The sequence below is a fragment of the Streptomyces yangpuensis genome (genome assembly GCF_024666385.1).
Taxonomy (GTDB): Bacteria; Actinomycetota; Actinomycetes; order Streptomycetales; family Streptomycetaceae; genus Streptomyces; species Streptomyces yangpuensis.
The window spans coordinates 2,278,972-2,296,781 of sequence record NZ_CP102514.1 but is presented as its reverse complement, the minus strand read 5'-3'; the positions used below and the strand labels follow the sequence as shown (position 1 = coordinate 2,296,781).

18 protein-coding genes, 1 other RNA gene and 1 pseudogene are annotated in these 17,810 nt (G+C 73.7%); 11 read left to right on the top strand and 9 right to left on the bottom strand.

Annotated elements, in window-relative coordinates; translation table 11 throughout:
* Positions 1-8: 8 nt before the first annotated feature.
* Positions 9-1,199 carry a lipid-transfer protein gene (locus NRK68_RS10550; protein ID WP_183065171.1) on the top strand — a complete coding sequence of 397 codons (1,191 nt, stop codon included), beginning with the start codon at positions 9-11 and terminating at the stop codon, positions 1,197-1,199.
* A gap of 50 nt (positions 1,200-1,249) precedes the next feature.
* Here NRK68_RS10550 and NRK68_RS10545 read toward each other — a convergent pair whose 3' ends face one another.
* The 4 genes from NRK68_RS10545 to NRK68_RS10530 form a co-directional block, all read right to left on the bottom strand.
* Positions 1,250-1,678 carry a hypothetical protein gene (locus NRK68_RS10545; protein ID WP_183065170.1) on the bottom strand — a complete coding sequence of 143 codons (429 nt, stop codon included), beginning with the start codon at positions 1,676-1,678 and terminating at the stop codon, positions 1,250-1,252.
* A 123-nt stretch (positions 1,679-1,801) separates the two neighbouring features.
* Positions 1,802-2,095 (bottom strand): hypothetical protein, encoded by a 294-nt coding sequence (locus NRK68_RS10540; protein ID WP_183065169.1) that lies wholly within the window; start codon positions 2,093-2,095, stop codon positions 1,802-1,804.
* The gene (locus tag NRK68_RS10535) at positions 2,082-2,624 is read right to left on the bottom strand and encodes an RNA polymerase sigma factor (protein ID WP_257855656.1); all 543 of its coding nucleotides are present in this window, start codon (positions 2,622-2,624) and stop codon (positions 2,082-2,084) included. The genes NRK68_RS10540 and NRK68_RS10535 overlap by 14 nt, the downstream gene beginning before the upstream one ends.
* Positions 2,625-2,783: 159 nt before the next feature.
* Positions 2,784-3,137, bottom strand: a complete 354-nt coding sequence (locus NRK68_RS10530; RefSeq protein WP_257857815.1) for a response regulator — start codon at positions 3,135-3,137, stop codon at positions 2,784-2,786.
* A 217-nt stretch (positions 3,138-3,354) separates the two neighbouring features.
* Here NRK68_RS10530 and chsH3 point away from each other — a divergent pair, with 217 nt between their 5' ends.
* From chsH3 to NRK68_RS10515, 3 genes are all read left to right on the top strand, one after another.
* Positions 3,355-4,209, top strand: coding sequence for an enoyl-CoA hydratase ChsH3 (chsH3, locus tag NRK68_RS10525; protein ID WP_183065167.1), 855 nt, complete (start codon positions 3,355-3,357; stop codon positions 4,207-4,209).
* Between the two features lie 21 nt (positions 4,210-4,230).
* Complete coding sequence (locus NRK68_RS10520; protein ID WP_257855655.1) at positions 4,231-5,307, top strand: alcohol dehydrogenase catalytic domain-containing protein; 1,077 nt, start codon at positions 4,231-4,233, stop codon at positions 5,305-5,307.
* Positions 5,308-5,383: 76 nt separating this feature from the next.
* Positions 5,384-6,325, top strand: a complete 942-nt coding sequence (locus tag NRK68_RS10515; protein WP_183065165.1) for a 3-oxoacyl-ACP reductase — start codon at positions 5,384-5,386, stop codon at positions 6,323-6,325.
* A gap of 55 nt (positions 6,326-6,380) precedes the next feature.
* On the opposite strand, the gene NRK68_RS10510 is transcribed toward NRK68_RS10515, so the two are convergent.
* Positions 6,381-7,472, bottom strand: a complete 1,092-nt coding sequence (locus NRK68_RS10510) for a hypothetical protein (protein WP_257855654.1) — start codon at positions 7,470-7,472, stop codon at positions 6,381-6,383.
* 224 nt (positions 7,473-7,696) lie between these two features.
* Here NRK68_RS10510 and NRK68_RS10505 point away from each other — a divergent pair, with 224 nt between their 5' ends.
* The 3 genes from NRK68_RS10505 to NRK68_RS10495 are packed head-to-tail and all read left to right on the top strand — an operon-like array spanning position 7,697 to position 10,628.
* Positions 7,697-8,554, top strand: coding sequence for a Nif3-like dinuclear metal center hexameric protein (locus tag NRK68_RS10505; protein ID WP_030964334.1), 858 nt, complete (start codon positions 7,697-7,699; stop codon positions 8,552-8,554).
* Positions 8,551-9,294 carry a zinc ribbon domain-containing protein gene (locus tag NRK68_RS10500; protein WP_183065593.1) on the top strand — a complete coding sequence of 248 codons (744 nt, stop codon included), beginning with the start codon at positions 8,551-8,553 and terminating at the stop codon, positions 9,292-9,294. Before NRK68_RS10505 ends, NRK68_RS10500 begins: the two co-directional genes overlap by 4 nt.
* On the top strand, positions 9,294-10,628 hold the full coding sequence (locus tag NRK68_RS10495; protein ID WP_257855653.1) for a bifunctional RNase H/acid phosphatase: 1,335 nt from the start codon (positions 9,294-9,296) through the stop codon (positions 10,626-10,628). Before NRK68_RS10500 ends, NRK68_RS10495 begins: the two co-directional genes overlap by 1 nt.
* 603 nt (positions 10,629-11,231) lie before the next feature.
* Here NRK68_RS10495 and rnpB read toward each other — a convergent pair.
* Positions 11,232-11,633: RNase P RNA component class A (gene rnpB / locus NRK68_RS10490), an RNA gene on the bottom strand.
* Positions 11,634-11,711: 78 nt separating this feature from the next.
* On the opposite strand from rnpB, the gene NRK68_RS10485 reads away from it, so the two are divergent.
* From NRK68_RS10485 to yaaA, 3 genes are all read left to right on the top strand, one after another.
* Entirely contained in the window at positions 11,712-12,446 is a 735-nt protein-coding gene (locus NRK68_RS10485) for a MerR family transcriptional regulator (protein WP_257855652.1), read from the top strand.
* The gene (locus NRK68_RS10480; RefSeq protein ID WP_183065161.1) at positions 12,443-13,273 is read left to right on the top strand and encodes a hypothetical protein; all 831 of its coding nucleotides are present in this window, start codon (positions 12,443-12,445) and stop codon (positions 13,271-13,273) included. Before NRK68_RS10485 ends, NRK68_RS10480 begins: the two co-directional genes overlap by 4 nt.
* A 91-nt stretch (positions 13,274-13,364) precedes the next feature.
* Positions 13,365-14,168, top strand: a complete 804-nt coding sequence (yaaA, locus tag NRK68_RS10475) for a peroxide stress protein YaaA (RefSeq protein ID WP_183065160.1) — start codon at positions 13,365-13,367, stop codon at positions 14,166-14,168.
* Positions 14,169-14,246: 78 nt separating this feature from the next.
* Here yaaA and NRK68_RS10470 read toward each other — a convergent pair whose 3' ends face one another.
* Together NRK68_RS10470 and NRK68_RS10465 are read right to left on the bottom strand one after the other, a co-directional pair.
* Positions 14,247-14,996 (bottom strand): bifunctional DNA primase/polymerase, encoded by a 750-nt coding sequence (locus NRK68_RS10470; protein ID WP_257855651.1) that lies wholly within the window; start codon positions 14,994-14,996, stop codon positions 14,247-14,249.
* A gap of 170 nt (positions 14,997-15,166) precedes the next feature.
* On the bottom strand, positions 15,167-15,778 hold the full coding sequence (locus NRK68_RS10465; RefSeq protein WP_183065158.1) for a TetR/AcrR family transcriptional regulator: 612 nt from the start codon (positions 15,776-15,778) through the stop codon (positions 15,167-15,169).
* Between the two features lie 141 nt (positions 15,779-15,919).
* On the opposite strand from NRK68_RS10465, the pseudogene ddaH reads away from it, so the two are divergent.
* Positions 15,920-16,738, top strand: a pseudogene (gene ddaH / locus NRK68_RS10460) (dimethylargininase); the annotation flags it as partial.
* Between the two features lie 10 nt (positions 16,739-16,748).
* Here the strand turns inward: ddaH and NRK68_RS10455 are convergent.
* The gene (locus tag NRK68_RS10455) at positions 16,749-17,780 is read right to left on the bottom strand and encodes a small ribosomal subunit Rsm22 family protein (RefSeq protein ID WP_257855650.1); all 1,032 of its coding nucleotides are present in this window, start codon (positions 17,778-17,780) and stop codon (positions 16,749-16,751) included.
* Between the last annotated feature and the right edge of the window lie 30 nt (positions 17,781-17,810).

Here is a 17,810-nt window from a genome sequence, read left to right as displayed (position 1 = left end):
CCAGGGGCATGAAGTCGTACATCGTGGGCGTGGGTATGACGAAGTTCGAGAAGCCCGAGTCGCGGGACTGGCAGTACTGGGACATGGCGAAGGAGGCCGGGTCCGCGGCCCTCGCGGACGCGGGCGTGGACTACGCACTGGTGCAGCAGGTGCCGGTCGGCTACTGCTTCCAGGCCTCCACCGCCGGCCAGCGCGCGGCGTACGAGCTGGGGCTGAGCGGGGTGCCGGTCTACAACGTCAACAACAACTGCGCGACGGGGTCGACGGCGCTGATGATGGCGCGGCAGTTCGTGGAGGGCGGGCTGAGCGACTGCGTGCTGGCGCTGGGCTTCGAGAAGATGAAGCGCGGCGCGCTGGGCGGTGGCGCGGACGGGGGCGACTTCAAGACCTCGCCGGTGGCCCGGCACTACGGGATCATGGCGGCGGGGCACGGCTTCGAGATGTCCCCGCCCACGGCGCAGATCTTCGGCAACGCGGCGCGGGAGCACATGGAGCGCTACGGGACCACGCCCGCGCAGCTGGCGGCGGTCGGCGCGAAGAACCACCGGCACTCGGCGGACAACCCGAACGCGCAGTTCCAGGACGTGTACTCGGTGGAGGAGATCCTGGCGGCGAAGGAGATCCACGCGCCGCTGACCAAGCTCCAGTGCTCGCCGACCTCCGACGGCGCGGCGGCGGCCCTGGTGGTGTCCGAGCGGTTCCTGGTCGCGCACGGGCTGCACGACAAGGCGGTGGAGATCGTCGGGCAGGCGATGACGACGGACACGGAGGAGTCCTTCGCGTCCGGCTCCTGCATCGACGTGGTCGGCAAGCCGATGACGGCGGCCGCGGCGCGGCAGGTGTACGAGGAGTCCGGGCTCGGCATCGAGGACGTGGACGTGGTGGAGCTGCACGACTGCTTCTCGGTCAACGAGCTGCTGACGTACGAGGCGCTGGGCATGTGCGAGGACGGGGCCGCGGGCAAGCTGGTGGAGAGCGGGGCCACGACGTACGGCGGGCGGTGGGTGGTGAACCCCTCGGGCGGGCTCATCTCCAAGGGCCACCCGCTGGGCGCGACCGGCCTCGCCCAGGCCGCGGAACTGGTCTGGCAGCTGCGGGGCGAGGCGGGACCGCGGCAGGTGCCGGGGGCCCGCGTGGGCCTGGCCCACAACATCGGCCTCGGCGGCGCGGCGGTGGTGACGATGGTGCGCCGGGGGTGAGCTTCCGGGGGGCGCGTCCCGCTCCTGAGAGCGGGACGCGCGAGGCCGGGTCAGAGCTTCTGGATGTCCTTGTGCACGACGTCCGAGCCGAGGTGGTCGGCCACCAGGCGCACCTTGAGGGGGTGTCCGGCCGGCGCCTGGATGATGATGTCGGGGTACTCGCCCAGGCCGGTGCCGTTGCAGGAGGGCTCGGTGGTCAGGCTGGACCAGCCGTCCGGGTTGTGCGGGTTGTTCCACTGCACCCAGGCGCAGTCGAGCTCGCCGCTGTAGATCGTCACGGACTTGACCCTGACCGCGTTCACCGCGCCGTCGACGCGCTCGTACAGCACCGTCCCGGTGTTGTGGTGGCGGCCCTTGCCGGCCTCCAGGTCGACCTGGAGGACCGGGCCGGCCGGGGTGTCGGCGGCGGCCGGAGCCGCACCTGCGGCAAGGGTCGCGAGGACGAGCGCGGCGGCGGCGGGCAGGGCGGACAAGCGCATGACGGACCTCTCCACGAACCGGATCGAGGAGCCTCATCCTGGTCCAGTACGGGCGCGGGCGCTGCACCGGAATCCGTCAATCGGTGGCCCGGATCGAACGGTCGGTTCCGTGCCGGGCCGGGGTCAACGGGCCACCGGCTTCAGTTCGCAGCGGCCTTCCGTGCACTCCCTCCGGAGCCGGCCGCGCGAGACGGTCTCGGCCAGGCCGATCGCCCAGCACATCGGGCAGCCGCGCAGGGCGACGACACCGACCGGGGCGAGGAGCAGGGTGACCGGGCCGAAGGCCGGGACCAGGGCGAAGGCCGCGATCAGTGAGCCGAAGCCCAGCGCGCCGCGCGCCAGGTGCCGCGGTACGGACGCGCTCGCGAAACCGGAGCCGCGGGAGCCGGCGGAACCAGGGGTGTCAGTGGTGGGCACGGGTGTCTCCCAGGGTGAGCTGGAGGGCCGCGCGGGCCCGGTGGAGCCGCGACTTCATCGCGGCGGTGCTGAGGCCGAGGGCCTCGGCGGTCGTCCGCCCGCTGTGCCCCTGGACGTCCCGCATGATCAGTACGCTCCGCTGGTCGGCGGGCAGCGCGGCGATGGCCTCCGCGACCTGCCCCGCCTCCAGGTGCCGCAGCACCTCGTCCTCCGCCGACATGACCGCCGTGTCCGGCAGCGGCGGCCGCACCCGCGGCATCAGCCGGGCGCGGCGCAGGCATTCGTTGCGGACGATGCGGAACATCCAGGACGCCAGTGCCCCGGAGGCCCTCAGCATCCCGATCCTGCGGTACAGGATGATCAGCGCCTCCTGGGCCGCGTCCTCGGCGTCCTCGCGCGAGGCGCACAGCGAGTGTGCGAAGCGCCGTACGTTCGGGTGCGATCCGGCGACCAGCGCGGTGAGCGAGTCCAGGTCGCCGCCCTGCGCGGCGACGACCAGGTCCTCGCCCGGCCAGGTGCGGTCAGCCACGGGCCCGGCCCCGCCTGCGCAGGACGGCGACGGTGCACGCGCAGAGCAGGACGGCCGCGCCGGCCACGACGAGAACTGTGATCATGTCAAAACCTCCAGGTCAGGTGCCGACCTTGGCGTCGGCACCATACACAGGAGGCGGGGGAGCCCCGAAAGGATTCACCCCAGGGCCGGATCGACCACCGTCTCGCCCGTCGAGGCCCGGCGGATCGACTCCGCCAGGTCCTCCACCCGGTCGTCCCGCAGGACCAGGCCGGCCGCGCCGGCGGCGAGCGCGGCCTCCCGCAGGCCGGGGTGCGCCGAGCCCGTCAGGACGAGGATCCGGCACTCCGGATCGTCCTCCAGCAGGGCGGTCACCGTCGCGAGCTCCTCCACGAGGGCCACTTCCGGGCGGGCCATCGGGTCGCGTACGACCTCGATGTCCGGCTGGAGGCCGAGCCGGAGCGCCAGGGCCGGATCGGGCGGGTCCAGCAGTACCCGCAGGGCGCGGCCTGGGCGGTGTTCCACGGGCATTTCGTCCACCGGGGAAGCCTATCTGACGGGCAGTCAAGAGTCTTCCCAAGTGCGGGGGCGTGCGTTATACATTCCCTCACCGGCCGACCCTAGAACGCGTTCTAGAACCGGCCGCCCCGCATACGACCTCGGTGCGGCCGACGGTGCGGACGGCCGCGCCGAGGTCTTCCAGGGCAGCGATTTTCCCGACCCACCGACGACAGGGAGCCGCATCCTCATGCCGATCGATGCCGCCAGGGCCCTCGCCGCAGACCCCCGCCAGGGGGACATCGACTGGGACCACAAGGACATCCAGCTCTACCACCTCGGCCTCGGCGCGGGCCTGCCGGCCACCGACCCCGACGAACTGCGCTACACCCTCGAATCCAAGCTCCACGTCCTCCCCAGCTTCGCGACCGTCGCCGGAGCGGGCATGGCCATGCTCGGCGGCCTCGCCGCCCCCGGCATCGAGGTCAACCTCGCCCACGTGCTGCACGGCGGCCACTCCATCGAGCTGCACCGGCCCATCCCCGTCAAGGGCCGGGCCACCTCCAGCTCCAGGGTCGCCGCCGTCTACGACAAGGGCAAGGCGGCCGTGATCGTGCTGCGCTCCGAGGTCGCCGACGCCGACGGGCCGCTGTGGACCAGCGACGCGCAGATCTTCGTACGGGGAGAGGGCGGCTTCGGCGGCGAGCGCGGCCCCTCCGCCAAGGAGGAGCTGCCCGGGCGCGCCCCCGACCGGGTCGAGGAGCGGCGCATCCGCGAGGACCAGGGCCTCCTCTACCGCCTCTCCGGCGACTGGAACCCGCTGCACGCCGACCCCGAGTTCGCCAAGCTGGCCGGCTTCGACAAGCCGATCCTGCACGGCCTGTGCTCGTACGGGATGACCCTCAAGGCCGTCGTCGACACGGCCCTCGGCGGGGACGTCTCCCGGGTCCGCGCCTACCGCACGCGCTTCGCCGGGATCGTCTTCCCGGGCGAGACGCTGCGCATCCGGATGTGGCAGGAGCCCGGCCGCGTCCTGGTCTCGGTGACCGCCGTCGAACGGGACGACGCGCCGGTCCTCGCCGACACCGTCGTCGAACACTCGTAGCACCGACTAAGGAGCCGCACCGTGCGCGCAGCACTCCAGAGCGAGATCGGCCAGGACAAGCTGGAAGTCGTGGACGACATGGAAGCCGTGGGCTTCGGCCCCGGCAAGGTCAGGATCCGCGTCAGGGCCACCGGCCTGTGCCACTCGGACCTGTCCGCGATGAGCGGCGTCCTGCCGCAGCCCGCGCCCTTCATCCCCGGCCACGAGGGCTCCGGCGTGATCACCGACGTCGGCGACGGGGTCACGAGCCACCGGATCGGCGACCGGGTGCTCGTCTGCTGGCTGCCGCCGTGCGGCCACTGTCCGTCCTGCACGCGCGGTCAGGGCCACCTGTGCCTGGAGGCCTTCGGGAATGTCGCCACCCCCAACTTCAAGCGGGCGTCGAGCGACATCTTCGGCTTCGCCGGCACCGGCACCTTCTCCGAGGAGATGGTCGTCCCCGCCGCCTGCGCCGTCCCGATCCCCGACGACGTCCCCTTCGACATCGCCGCACTGATCGGCTGCGGCGTCACCACCGGCCTCGGCGCGGCCATCAACACCGCGAAGGTGGAGGCCGGTTCCTCCGTCGCCGTCGTCGGCTGCGGCGGCGTCGGCATATCCGTCATCCAGGGCGCCAAGGTGCAGGGCGCGGCCCAGATCGTCGCCGTCGACCCGGTGGAGTCCCGCCGCGAGGCGGCCCTGCGGTTCGGGGCCACCGAGGCGGTCTCCCCGGAGGAGTTCGCCGACGCCAAGAACCGGATCACCGCCGGCGAGGGCTTCGACTACGTCTTCGAGGTCGTCGGCAAGTCCGCGACCGCGCAGAAGGCCTACGAGATGACACGGCGCGGCGGCTCGGTCGTCGTGGTCGGCGCGGGCGCCCTGGACGACAACTTCCAGATCAACATGTTCTCGCTGTTCTTCGACGAGAAGAAGATCCTCCCGTCGATGTACGGCGGAGGCGACGTGCTCCGCTCCTACGAGCGGACCATCGCCCTGTGGCGGGCCGGCCGGATCGACCTGGCGAACCTGATCACCCACCGGGTGAGCCTCGCCGAGGTCAACGAGGCCCTCGACCAGATGCGCACCGGCGTCGCGCTGCGCACCTGCATCGAACTCTGACCCGACCACCGTCCAGATCACCGACCCGTTCCGCAGACCCGTTCCGCAGATCCGATCTCCGAGGGGAACCGTACGGATGTCACTGCCACTTGAGGGACTCTCCGCCATCGTCACGGGCGCGGGCCGCGGGCTCGGCCGGGCCGAGGCGATCGAGCTCGCGCGGCTGGGCGCGAGCGTGGTCGTCAACGACTTCGGCCAGCCCGGCCGGGACGGCTCCGGAGAGGCCTCGGCCGCCCCGGCGCAGGAGGTCGCCGAGGAGATCCGTGCCGCGGGCGGACAGGCCGTCGCCCACCTCGGCGACGTGGCCGACTTCGAGCAGGCGCGCGAGCTGGTCGGGCTGGCGGTGTCCACGTACGGCAAGCTCGACATCCTGGTCAACAACGCGGGCATCCTGCGCGACCGGATGATCTTCTCGATGTCGGAGGAGGAATGGGACTCGGTGATCCGGGTCCATCTCAAGGGTCACTTCAACACCACCCACTTCGCGTCCGCGCACTGGCGGGAGCGGTCCAAGGCGGCGGGCGGCCCGGTCTACGGCCGGATCGTCAACACCTCCTCCGAGGCCTTCCTCGGCGGCTCGGCCGGCCAGCCGAACTACGCCGCGGCCAAGGGCGGCATCGTGGGCCTGACGACCTCGACCGCCCTGGCCCTGGCCAAGTACGGGGTGACGGCCAACGCGATCTGCCCGCGCGCCCGCACCCGTATGACGGAGGACGTCTTCGCCGGCTTCGAGGTCCCCGAGGACGGCAGGCTGGACGCCCTCGCCCCCGAGCACGTCGCCCCGCTCGTCGGCTACCTGGCCTCACCCGCCTCCGCCAAGGCCAACGGGCAGCTCTTCGTCGTGCACGGAGGCATCGTGGTCGTCATGGAACGCCCGAAGGTGGCCGCCAAGTTCGACACGGGCAAGGAGTCCTTCTCCTACGAGGAACTCGACGGGGTCCTCACCCCGCACTACGACTCCCGCCCGGCGAACGAGACCTTTGCCGCGCCGGAGGTCCTCGGCCTCAGGCACGGCTGACCCGCCAGGGGGTGTCCGGCGGCCCGGGCCCGGCCCTGATCCGCCGGACGCCTCCCTAGTGCCGCCCGGCCAGCGGAGCCTGCTGGAGGGGGACCGGGCGCGGCGAGGACGGGGGCGGGGGCGGGGGCGGCGCGTCCAGGTGCACCGGCGGGGGAGGGGCAGCAGGAAGGTTCATCCCGACGATCCCGCAGGGCACCTCCGCCGTCGAGCACGGCAGGTGCAGCCGGCCCTGAGGGCTCCACATGCCCGCACCGCCGAGCCACCCCGCCGGGGCGGCCAGCCGGAAGACGCGCCGGTCGGCGGGGCGCCACAGACCGATGTCCCCCTCGGGCAGCCACAGCGCCACCCCGCAGGACTCCGGCATCAGCGCCTGGCCCGGCTGGACCGCGAAGGGCAGGGCGTCCCCCAGCCGCAGGCACTCCGGGAAGCGGACCGGACGCGAACTGCCCAGCACCCCCCAGCCCAGGCGCGGCTCGCCGGGGGCGTCGGAGCGGATCAGCAGCAGCCCGCTGTCCGCCTCGGCCAGCAGCAGCCGGTCGTCGCTGTCCTCGGTGATCTGCAGCAGGGGGGAGACCTCGCCGTCGCGCCCCAGGTCCACCGCGACGGCCTTGACGGTGCCGTCCAGTTCGCGGTCCAGGGCCAGCAGCCGGCCCGTCCGGTCCAGCCACACGCCGCCGGAACAGCGCCCCGGGATCCGCGCCACCCGCTGCGGCCCGAACGCGCACCCGGCCACCTGCCACAGCGTGCTCACGGTGTCCGACGCGGCCACGGCGAAGGCACCGGACCCGTCCGGCGCCGGCGGGAGCAGGAAGACCCGTACGCCCTCCTGCGCGTCCACCCCGCCCAGCTGGAGCTCCCCGGTGCGCGGCCCGGCCGCGGCACCCGTCGGGTAGAGCAGCGCGAAAGCGTGGCGGTCCGCGACCCGCCGGTGGATCAGCACACGCCCGTCGGCCAGCGGGAGGAGCTCGCTGTCCGCCTCCTCGGGCTGTGCGAGGGGCAGCGGCACCACGTACGGCTCGGGACCGGCGAGGGTCCAGCGTTCCGCGTAGCGCGCCTCGCCGTCCCCGGCGAGCCGGGCGGCGTACGACCCGTCCGCGGAGATCGTGAACGGGGCCGTGGTCGTCATCTCGATGGCACAGACAGTCATCCGGGCCGTCACCTCCGGTGAGGAAGCTAGTTTTCGGGCTTCCCGCCGAACAACACGACCAAGGCGGCTTCACACGTAAGGGTGTCCGCGCGGCGATTCGTCTGTGATGGGCAGTGTGCTTGTGCTGTGCGGCATCGAAAGGCAGGCGTGACGGGCGGGAGCCCGGCCGCTTCGCAGGGACCGGCGCTGACCGGGCCGGCCGCCACGGACGGTAGCCTTGGCCCGTGCCCCGTCTCTCTGAAGTCATCGCCGCGCTGGACGCTCTCTGGCCCCCCTCGCGGGCCGAGCAGTGGGACGCGGTCGGAACCGTATGCGGCGACCCCGACGCCGAGGTCACCCGGGTCCTCTTCGCGGTGGACCCCGTCCAGGAGATCGCCGACGAAGCCGTGGACCTGGGCGCCGACCTGATCGTCACCCACCACCCCCTCTACCTGCGGGGGACCACCACGGTCGAGGCCGGCACCTTCAAGGGCCGCGTCGTGCACACGCTGATCAAGAACGACATCGCGCTGCACGTCGCCCACACCAACGCCGACACCGCCGACCCCGGCGTCTCCGACGCCCTCGCCGGCGCCCTGGACCTGCGGATCACCGGTCCGCTGGTGCCGGACCCGACCGACCCGGAGGGCCGCCGCGGCCTCGGCCGGATCTGCGAGCTGGACCGTCCCGAGACCCTGCGCGAGTTCGCCGCACGCTGCGCGGCCTGGCTGCCGCCGACCGCCCAGGGCATCCGGGTCGCCGGCGACCCCGACGCGATGATCCGGCGCGTCGCCGTCAGCGGCGGCTCCGGCGACAGCCTCTTCGCCGAGGTCCGCGCCGCCGGCGTGGACGCCTTCGTGACCGCCGACCTGCGCCACCACCCGGTGTCGGAGGCCCGCGAGCAGAGCCCGCTGGCCCTCGTCGACGCCGCCCACTGGGCCACCGAATGGCCCTGGTGCGAGCAGGCCGCCGCGCAGCTCGACGCGATCTCCGAGCGCCACGGCTGGGGTCTGCGCACCCACGTCTCGCGCACGGTCACCGACCCGTGGACGGTGCACGCGCCGTCCGTACCCTCCCCTTCTATCTCTGGAGCCCCCAACTGAACGCCGAGCCCGCCGACCAGATCCGACTTCTCGACGTCCAGGCGCTGGACGTCCGGCTGTCTCAGCTCGCCCACAAGCGCAAGTCGCTGCCCGAGCACGCCGAGCTCGACACGCTCACCAAGGACCTGGCGCAGCAGCGCGACCTGCTGGTCGCCGCCCAGACGCAGGCGAGCGACACGGCGCGCGAGCAGACCAAGGCGGAGCAGGACGTCGACCAGGTGCGCCAGCGGGCGGTCCGCGACCAGCAGCGGCTGGACTCCGGCGTGGGCATCTCGGCCCGGGACCTGGCGAACCTGCAGAGCGAGGTCGTCTCCCTCGCCAAGCGCCAGGGCGACCTGGAGGACGTGGTCCTGGAGGTCATGGAGCGACTGGAGGCCGCGCAGGAGCGCGTCACCGAGCTCACCGAGCGGGTCTCCGCCCTGGAGGCCAAGGTCGCCGACGCCACCACCCGCCGTGACGCGGCCACCGCCGAGATCGACGCCGAGGCCGCCAAGGTCACCAAGGACCGCGAGGTGATCGTCACCTCGATGCCGGGCGACCTGATGGCCCTGTACGAGAAGATCCGCGTCAAGCAGGGCGGGGTCGGCGCCGCGCGCCTCTACCAGCGCCGCTGCGAGGGCTGCCGGCTGGAGCTCGACATGGCCGAGGTCAACGAGATCAAGGCCGCCGCCCGCGACCAGGTCGTCCGGCACGAGAACTGCGGCCGCATCCTCGTCCGTACGGCCGACTCGGGCATCTGATGCCGCGTTTCGTCGTGGAGGCCGACGGCGGGTCCCGGGGCAACCCGGGGCCGGCCGGCTACGGCGCCGTCGTCCTCGACCCGGCCTCGGGCGAGACGCTGGCCGAGCGCGCCGAGTACATCGGCGTCGCGACGAACAACGTGGCCGAGTACAAGGGCCTGATCGCCGGGCTCACGGCGGTCCGTGACCTCGCGTCCGACGCGGAGGTCCTGGTCCGGATGGACTCCAAGCTCGTCGTCGAGCAGATGTCCGGCCGCTGGAAGATCAAGCACCCGGACATGAAGCCGCTCGCCGCCGAGGCCGCGCGGATCCTGCCGCGCGCGCAGGTCACGTACGAGTGGATCCCGCGCGAGCGCAACAAGCACGCGGACCGGCTCGCCAACGAGGCGATGGACGCGGGCAAGCGCGGCGAGCAGTGGGAGCCGTCGGCCTCCGCGGCCGTCTTCGCGGCCCCGTCGGCCCCGTCGGGTCCGCCCGGCGACGCCGTCGCCGGTGCCGCGGCGGCCCGGGCGGCCCTGGCCGCGGCCCGCGGCATCGCCGCCGGCCCCGCCGAGGCGGACACGCTCTTCGGACCGCCGGCGGCCGGGGCCGAAGAGGCCCGCGCGGCCGCCGTGCCCGTGCCGTCCCGTACGCCGGCCACCGCACCGGCGCCCGGCCGGGCCCCCACGGCCACCGCCCCCGCGGGCGGGCAGGGCTGGGGCCCCGACATGGGGGCCCCGGCCACCTTCGTGCTGCTGCGCCACGGCGAGACCGCGCTCACCCCGCAGAAGCGGTTCTCCGGGAGCGGGGGGAGCGATCCCGAGCTGTCCCCGGCCGGCCGTCGTCAGGCGGCGGCCGTCGCCGAGGCGCTCGCCGCCCGCGGCACCGTCCAGACGGTCATCAGCTCGCCGCTGCTGCGCTGCCGCGAGACCGCACGGGCCGTCGCCGACCGGCTCGGCCTCGACGTGACCGTCGAACAGGGCCTGCGCGAGGTGGACTTCGGCGCCTGGGAGGGCCTGACCTTCGCCGAGGTGCAGGAGCGCTTCCCGGACGACCTCCAGGCCTGGCTGGACTCGCCGAAGGCCGCCCCCACGGGCGGCGGGGAGAGCTTCGCGGCCGCCACCCGCCGGATCTCGGCCACCCGTGACCGGCTGCTGGCCGCGCACGCGGGCCGTACGGTCCTGCTGGTCACCCACGTGACCCCGGTCAAGATCCTGGTCCGGCTGGCCCTCGGCGCCCCGCCGGAGTCCCTCTTCCGGATGGAACTGTCCGCGGCCTCCCTGTCGGCGGTGGCCTACTACGCCGACGGCAACGCCTCGGTCCGCCTCCTGAACGACACCGCGCACCTGCGGTAGGCCCGGCGGTTTCCGGCTCGGTGTCGTACCCCTTGGCCGCAGGCCGGGCGGAGCTTACGGGCACGGTCCGGCTCGGTCGGGGTGCCGGGCAGGGGTATCTCCTCGGCTAGGCGCGTGCGGCCCTGGCCGCGCCTGGTGTGGTCCGGGCGGTGCCGTGCCGCGGGGCGGGGTACGGGCGTGGTGCGGGTGGGTCGGGGTGCCGGGCAGGGGTGTCTCCTCGGCTCGGCGCGTGCGGCCCTGGCCCGGCCAGACGGCTCTGGTCGCGCCTCGTCCTGCGGGGACACCCCTCCCCGTCCCCCCTCCAGCAGTACGGGCCGGTGGGGCGGGGACACGGCGGAGTGTCCCCGCAGGACGAGGCGGGACCTGGGCCGACTCGGCACGACAAGGCCGCACGCGCCGAGCCGAGGAGACATTCCGGCGGGGCACCGCCCCACCCTGTGCACTCCTGGCCGGCGAAATCCAGCCCCGCCGGCGATTGAGGCGCGGGGTCTGGGGCGGAGCCCCAGCACCCCCGGCGGCCACCGCCCAGCAGGAAGACTGGCCACCCCGGCGGGAGCCCAGCGGCGGGAGCCCAGCGGCTGCCCCGAACGGGAGTGGTGGCGGCAGACGAGCCGGCCTGTACGCCGGGTTCTGTCACCCGGTGACCTCGCGGTCGCCGGGGAGACGGCCATCCATCTAGGACCGGCGTTGCCGCCGGCCTCGTGCGGTCTACCCGCGAACTCGGGCGGGCAGCCCTCAAGCGTTCGCGCAGACCCGTCCGGGGACGGATCCTCTTGACCTTGCTCCAGGTGGGGTTTACCTAGCCGCCTGGGTCACCCCAGGCGCTGGTGGTCTCTTACACCACCGTTTCACCCTTACCGAGGGCCGAAGCCCCCGGCGGTCTGTTTTCTGTGGCACTGTCCCGCGGGTCACCCCGGGTGGGCGTTACCCACCACCCTGCCCTGTGGAGCCCGGACGTTCCTCGGCGGGATCCGGAGATCCCGACGCGGCCGCCCGGCCGACTCGTCTGCCGTGGCGACCATGTTACCGGCTGTGCCGTCGCCGCTTGACCTTGCCGCAACGGCAGGGTTTCTACTGGGGGGTATGCGAATCGGAGAGATCGCCGCGGTCGTCGGGGTCACCACCCGGGCGATCCGGCACTACCACCACGTCGGGCTGCTCCCGGAGCCGGAGCGGCGCCCCAACGGTTACCGGGCCTACAGCGTCCGCGACGCCGTCCTCCTGGCCCGCGTACGACGGCTCACCGAGCTCGGGCTCAGCCTCGACGAGGTGCGCGACGTCCTCGCCGACGACGCCGGGCGGGACCTGGCGGACGTACTGGACGAGCTCGACGCCGATCTCGCCCGGCAGGAGGCCGAGATCAAGGAGCGGCGGCGACGGCTCGCGGTGCTCCTCGCCGCCGGTCCGGGGGAGGGCGAGCCCCTCTCGCCCGCCCTCGCCGAGCTGCTGGCGAGGGCGCCGCGGACGACCTCCCCGACCGCCGCCAAGGACCGCGAACACCTCACGCTCCTCGACGTGCCGGGCGCGGACGGCCAGGAGATCTACACCGCCCTCGGGGCGGTGGCCGCCGACCCCGCGGTGCTGGCCCTGTACGAGCGGCTGGACGAACTCGCCGACGCGCCCGTGGACGACCCGCGGATCCCGGGCCTGGCGGCGGAGCTGGTGGCGGCCGTCCCCGACGAGGTGTTCGCCGCGATCCCCCGCGACGGGACGGTCGTGCCCGGGTTCAAGGAGGCGCTGCTCGCCGAGTACGCGCCCGCCCAGGCGGAGGTCGTCCGCCGGGTGATGGAGGCCTTCATCGAGCGGGGGCGGGGATGACGCGGCGAGTACGGGCGGCGCGGACGGCCGTCGCCGCGGTCCTGCCCGCGGAGGTGGCGCTCGTGGTGTGCGTGGCGGCCGGGGTACGGCTGCCCGCGCCGGTCCTGGCCGCCGCCGAGGCCGTGGTGGTCGGGGCGCTCCTGCTGGAGGCGTGGGTGCTGCGCGGGCTGTACACCGCCGCCCGGGCGGCCGGCGAAGAACCGGGGGCGGCCCTGCGGACGGCGGCCCGGGCCGTGGTCCCGGTGCAGGTCCGGCGGCTGCTGCGGCACGAGCTGCTGGCCGGCGCCTCGCTCGGCCGGTGGGTCCTGCGCAGGAAGCACGGGGTGCGCCCCGGCGACCTCGCCGCCGCGTACACCGGACCGCAGACGGCCATGATGTACGGGCTGGTCTTCGTGTCGGTCGTCGAGACCGTCGCGCTCGCCCTCCTCATCCCCTGGCCGGCGGTCCACCGGGTGGTGCTCGTGCTGGACGTGTACGGGATCGTGCTGATGCTCGCCCTGCACGCCGCCTGCGTCACCCGGCCGCACGTGGTCGGCGCGGACGGGTCGCTGCGGATCCGCTACGGAGCCCTCTTCGACCTGGCCGTCCCGCCGGACGCGGTGGCCTCGGTACGGGTGGAGCGCCGCTATCCCGAGGGACGGCTGGTCACGCTCTGCGAGGAGGGCGTGCTCGACCTCATCGTCGGCAGCCAGACCACGGTGACCCTGGAGCTGAACCGCCCGCTCGCCTTCACCCGCCCCCTCGGTGCCCGCGCGACGGCCCGCACGATCCGTTTCCACGCCGACGACCCCCGCACCCTGGTCGCAGCGCTGCGCCAGCCGGCCTAGCGGTGGTGGTGGGCCGGGGGGCCCGGGCGGGCGTCTACCCTGGCCGGGGGGCCGCATCCCCTGCGACGTGTCGTCCTGAAGGAGAACCACCGTGCTCGTGCTGCTGCCGCCCTCCGAGGGAAAGGCCGCCGGCGGCTCCGGCGCACCGCTGGAGCCGCAGGAGCTGTCGCTGCCCGGCCTGGCGCAGGCCCGCGCGGCGGTGCTGGAGGAGCTGGTCGACCTGTGCACGGGCGACGAGCTGAAGGCCCGTGAGGTGCTGGGCCTGAGCGAGGGCCTGCGCGGCGAGGTCGCGAAGAACGCGGAGCTGCGCTCGGCGGCGGCCCGTCCGGCCGGGGAGATCTACACCGGCGTGCTCTACGACGCGCTGGGCCTGGCCGGCCTGCCCGAGACGGCACGCAGGACCGCCGAGGACGCGCTGCTCGTCTTCTCGGGGCTGTGGGGCGCGGTGCGTGTCACCGACCGCATCCCCTCGTACCGCTGCTCGATGGGCGTCAAGCTCCCGGGGCTCGGAGCGCTCGGCGCCTACTGGCGCGCCCCGATGGCCGAGGTGCTGCCCGCGGCCGCCGGGGACGGGCTCGTACTGGACCTTCGTTCGGCGGCGTACGCGACGGCGTGGAAGCCGAAGGGAGAGGTCGCCGGCCGGACCGCGACCGTGCGGGTGCTGCACTCGCAGATGGTCGACGGCGTGGAGAAGCGGTCCGTGGTGAGCCACTTCAACAAGGCGACGAAGGGCCGGCTCGTCCGGGACCTGCTGGTGGCCGGGGCCGCGCCCGGTTCGCCGGCGGAGCTGGTGACGGCCCTGCGGGACCTCGGTTACGTCGTCGAGGCGGAAGCCCCCGCGAAGGCGGGCCGGGCCTGGTCCCTCGACGTGGTCGTGACGCAGATCCACCACTGACGCGTCGTCACCGGCGCGCGCCACGGGCCCGCGCCACCGACGGGCCGCGGCCGGGGGCGCCGCCCCCGGCACGCCGTCTCAACGGCCGAGCGGCCAGGCCACGGTCGCCGGGGCGCGGTCGGCGTCGTCCGCGTACGCGGCGCAGGCGTCCGTCAGGGTCTCCAGCAGGGTGAGCGGGTCCGGGAGGGGGTGCTCCATGCCGCGGATCCAGGTCACCGCCTGGTCGCCGGGGAGGGCCGCCGGCGGGACCAGGACGTAGCTGCCGCGGCAGTGCCAGCGCAGGCCCGGGTGCTCGTCCATGGTCTCGGGATGGCAGTCCAGCGCGCACGGCCACCACTCGTCCTCGTCCTCGGGGGTGCCGCGGGTGGCGGTGAAGAAGAGCATCCGGGCCTGGTCGCCGGTGCCGCCCGATTCGGCGACGGGGCCGACCTTGACGCCGGCCTCCAGGAGCCGCGCGAGGGCGGCGGCGCCGGCTTCCAGCGGGACGTCGAGCACGTCGTGGACCATGCCGGTCGCGGTGATGAAGTTGGCCTGGGGCTGATTGCGCGCCCACCGCTCGATCTGCGCGCGGTCGGTGGTCGACTGGGTCTGCCAGGCGAAGGAGACGGGATGTCGTGCGGGGGTCGGACAGCCGATGCGGTCGCACGAACATCGATAGCCGACGGGATGGGCGGCGGGGGCGAGCGGCAGACCGGCGGAGGCGACGGCCAGGAGGAGCACCTCGCGCTCTCGTGCGGGGTCCTCGGCGGTGGGTTTCTGCCGCCGGCGCAGCCACTGGGAAATCCTGCTCTGCTCGCCGCGTTTGACGCGGCCGGACTCAGACCCCATCTATCCCCTCACCTCACCGTTGCCCCGGCAGACCTTCACATGGTCCCACCATCCTGCGCCCCGGGTGACCGCTCCGGATGACCGGGGGGCCGGGGAGGGGTGAGCGCCAATCACTGCATACCCACAGAATCGGGGCAAACATTCCCGGGTGAACGCGGGTTGTCCGGCGGCTAGCGTGCGGTGACGTTTGCCACCCCGCCGAGTACCCGGTCCACCAGCGCGTCGGTGAAGGCGTGCGTCAGGGGCGCGGTGCGCAGCAGCCAGCGGTAGGTCAGCGGGCCGAGCAGCATCTCGACGGTCAGCCGCAGGTCCGTGTCGGGCGCGAGCTGCCCGGCCTCGCGGGCGGTGCGCAACCGGGCCTCGTACAGGGCGAGCTGCGGCTCCAGCAGCTGCTCGGTGAACCGGGCGCCGAGCTCGGGGTCGGTGGCGCCGGCCGCGGTCAGGGCGCGGGTGGGGGCCTCGTACTTCTCGTCGTTGAACTCGTCGACCGTCGCCCGCAGTACGTGCTTCAGGTCGGCGGCGAGGTCTCCGGTGTCGGGGAAGCCGGTCCACTCGGCGTCCGTCTCGGCGTCCCCGGCCAGGGCGAGGGAGGCTTCGAGGAGGACGGCGGCCTTCGAGGGCCACCAGCGGTAGATGGTCTGCTTGCCGACGCCGGCGCGGGCCGCGATGGCCTCGATGGTCAGCTTGTTGTAGCCGACCTCGCCGACCAGGGCGAGCGCGGCGTCGAGGATGGCGCGCCGGGAACGGTCGCTGCGGCGCGCGGCGTCAGGGGTCTTCGTCATGCCCCGAAAATACCAAAGCGAGACGTCTCGTCTTCTCTTCTTCCATCGTTTTGGTAAACCACCCCATCGGTCCACTGCGTCGGCCACGTCCAGGGGAGACGATTCACTCCAGGACTCGTCCCGAGTCGTGAAAGTCGTGAGGAGCCTTCTTTGCGCAGAGACGCCACACCCCGGCGCTACCTGATGTGCCCACCCGCACACTTCAAGGTCACGTACTCCATCAATCCGTGGATGGATCCCACGAAACCGGTGGACCTGCCCCTGGCCCAGGCACAGTGGGAAGACCTCAGGGACCGGTACCTGTCCCTGGGCCACACGGTCGAGACGCTCGTACCGGACCCCGAGCTGCCCGACATGGTGTTCGCGGCGAACGGGGCCCTGGTGGTCGACGGCCGGGTCCTCGGAGCCCGCTTCGCCCACCCCGAACGCGCCGCCGAGGCCGCACGGCACCTGGAATGGTTCCGCGGCCACGGCTACCGGGAGATCCACGAGCCCTCCCACGTCAACGAGGGCGAGGGCGACTTCGCCGTCACGGCGAGCTTCATCCTCGCCGGCCACGGGTTCCGCTCCAGCCCGCTCTCGCACGACGAGGCCCAGGAGTTCTTCGGCCGCCCCGTCATCGGGCTCGACCTGGTGGACCCGCGTTACTACCACCTGGACACCGCGCTCAGCGTCCTGGACGGCGACGAGGTCATGTACTACCCCGACGCCTTCTCGCCCGGCAGCCGGGGCGTGCTCAGGCGGCTCTTCCCCGACGCGCTGATCGCCGACGGCCGGGACGCGGCCGCCCTCGGCCTGAACGCGGTGTCCGACGGCCGGCACGTGCTGCTGCCGCAGGCGGCCACCGGACTGTTCGGCCCGCTGCGCGACCGGGGGTTCGAACCGGTCCCGATGGACCTCGGGGAGCTGCTCAAGGGCGGCGGCAGCGTGAAGTGCTGCACCCAGGAGCTGCGCCCGTAGGCCTCGGCGACTAGCCCTCGGAGTCCTCGGAGTCCTCGGAGGGCGGCGGCCAGGCCTGGCCCCAGTCGACGTCCCGCGCGGCCTTGTAGAGGTCGCCGTGGCGCTTGGTCACGTTGACCCGGGTCAGGCCTGCCCCGTCACCCTCCTCGGGGCCGCACAGCTCCAGCAGGACGAGCCCCTTGCGGATCTGCGGCTTGCGCGTGATCCGGGAGGCGGCCGGCTCCACCGGGAAGCGCGTCGCGGCGACGTAGCTGAACTTCTCGTCCTCGTAGGGCAGCGAGCCGCCCTTGACCTGCCGGTGCAGGGAGGAGCGGCTCACCCGCGCCGAGAAGTGGCACCAGTCCTTGCCGACCTCGATGGGACAGGTCCCGTCGTGCGGGCACGGGGCGGCGACCCGCAGCCCGGCCGCGATCAGCTGGTCACGGGCCTCGCGGATGCGCAGGTACCCCTCCGGCGTGCCCGGCTCGATCAGTACCACCGCCTGCCCGGCCCGCGCCGCCTCGGTGACGACGGCCGTGCGCGCCTGCTCGGTCAGTTCGCCCAGGACGTACGACACCGTCACCAGGTCGGCGTCCGGGACGGTCGTCCCCGAGCCGATGACGGCCCGCCGCCACTCGGCGCCGCGCAGTGACTCGGAGCCGGAGGCCGCCGCGAGTTCCCGGCCGAGGGCCAGCGCGGGCTCGGCCCAGTCCAGCACCGTGGTCCGCCGCGGGCCGTCCCAGGTGGCGTCCACCGCCCAGGTCGCCGCGCCGGTGCCGCCGCCCACGTCCACGTGCGAGGCGGGCGCCCAGCCGGGCGCCGCCTCGGCCAGGGCGTCCAGGGCGGACCGTACGGCCTCGAAGGTGGCGGGCATGCGGTAGGCCGCGTACGCCGCGACGTCCGAGCGGTCGCGCAGGACGGGCGCGTCGGTGGGGGTCCGCCCCCGGTAGTTGGCGATGAGCCGCTCGACGGCGGCCGAGGCCTGCCGGGGCGGGAGTCCGTCGAGCAGAGCGCCGAGCGTGCTGCGGAGGGTCTCGGCGGTGGTGGGGGCGGAGGCGTTCACCTGCCGAGTTTACGGTGAGCCGGGCCCGGC

Coding starts and splice junctions, on each gene's coding strand:
- NRK68_RS10515 (WP_183065165.1), top strand. CDS start 5,384: ATGTCACTGCCACTTGAGGGACTCTCCGCCATCGTCACGGGCGCGGGC.
- NRK68_RS10480 (WP_183065161.1), top strand. CDS start 12,443: ATGACGCGGCGAGTACGGGCGGCGCGGACGGCCGTCGCCGCGGTCCTG.
- NRK68_RS10485 (WP_257855652.1), top strand. CDS start 11,712: ATGCGAATCGGAGAGATCGCCGCGGTCGTCGGGGTCACCACCCGGGCG.
- NRK68_RS10510 (WP_257855654.1), bottom strand. CDS start 7,472: ATGACTGTCTGTGCCATCGAGATGACGACCACGGCCCCGTTCACGATC.
- NRK68_RS10470 (WP_257855651.1), bottom strand. CDS start 14,996: ATGGGGTCTGAGTCCGGCCGCGTCAAACGCGGCGAGCAGAGCAGGATT.
- NRK68_RS10465 (WP_183065158.1), bottom strand. CDS start 15,778: ATGACGAAGACCCCTGACGCCGCGCGCCGCAGCGACCGTTCCCGGCGC.
- NRK68_RS10530 (WP_257857815.1), bottom strand. CDS start 3,137: ATGCCCGTGGAACACCGCCCAGGCCGCGCCCTGCGGGTACTGCTGGAC.
- NRK68_RS10495 (WP_257855653.1), top strand. CDS start 9,294: ATGCCGCGTTTCGTCGTGGAGGCCGACGGCGGGTCCCGGGGCAACCCG.
- NRK68_RS10550 (WP_183065171.1), top strand. CDS start 9: ATGAAGTCGTACATCGTGGGCGTGGGTATGACGAAGTTCGAGAAGCCC.
- NRK68_RS10545 (WP_183065170.1), bottom strand. CDS start 1,678: ATGCGCTTGTCCGCCCTGCCCGCCGCCGCCGCGCTCGTCCTCGCGACC.
- chsH3 (WP_183065167.1), top strand. CDS start 3,355: ATGCCGATCGATGCCGCCAGGGCCCTCGCCGCAGACCCCCGCCAGGGG.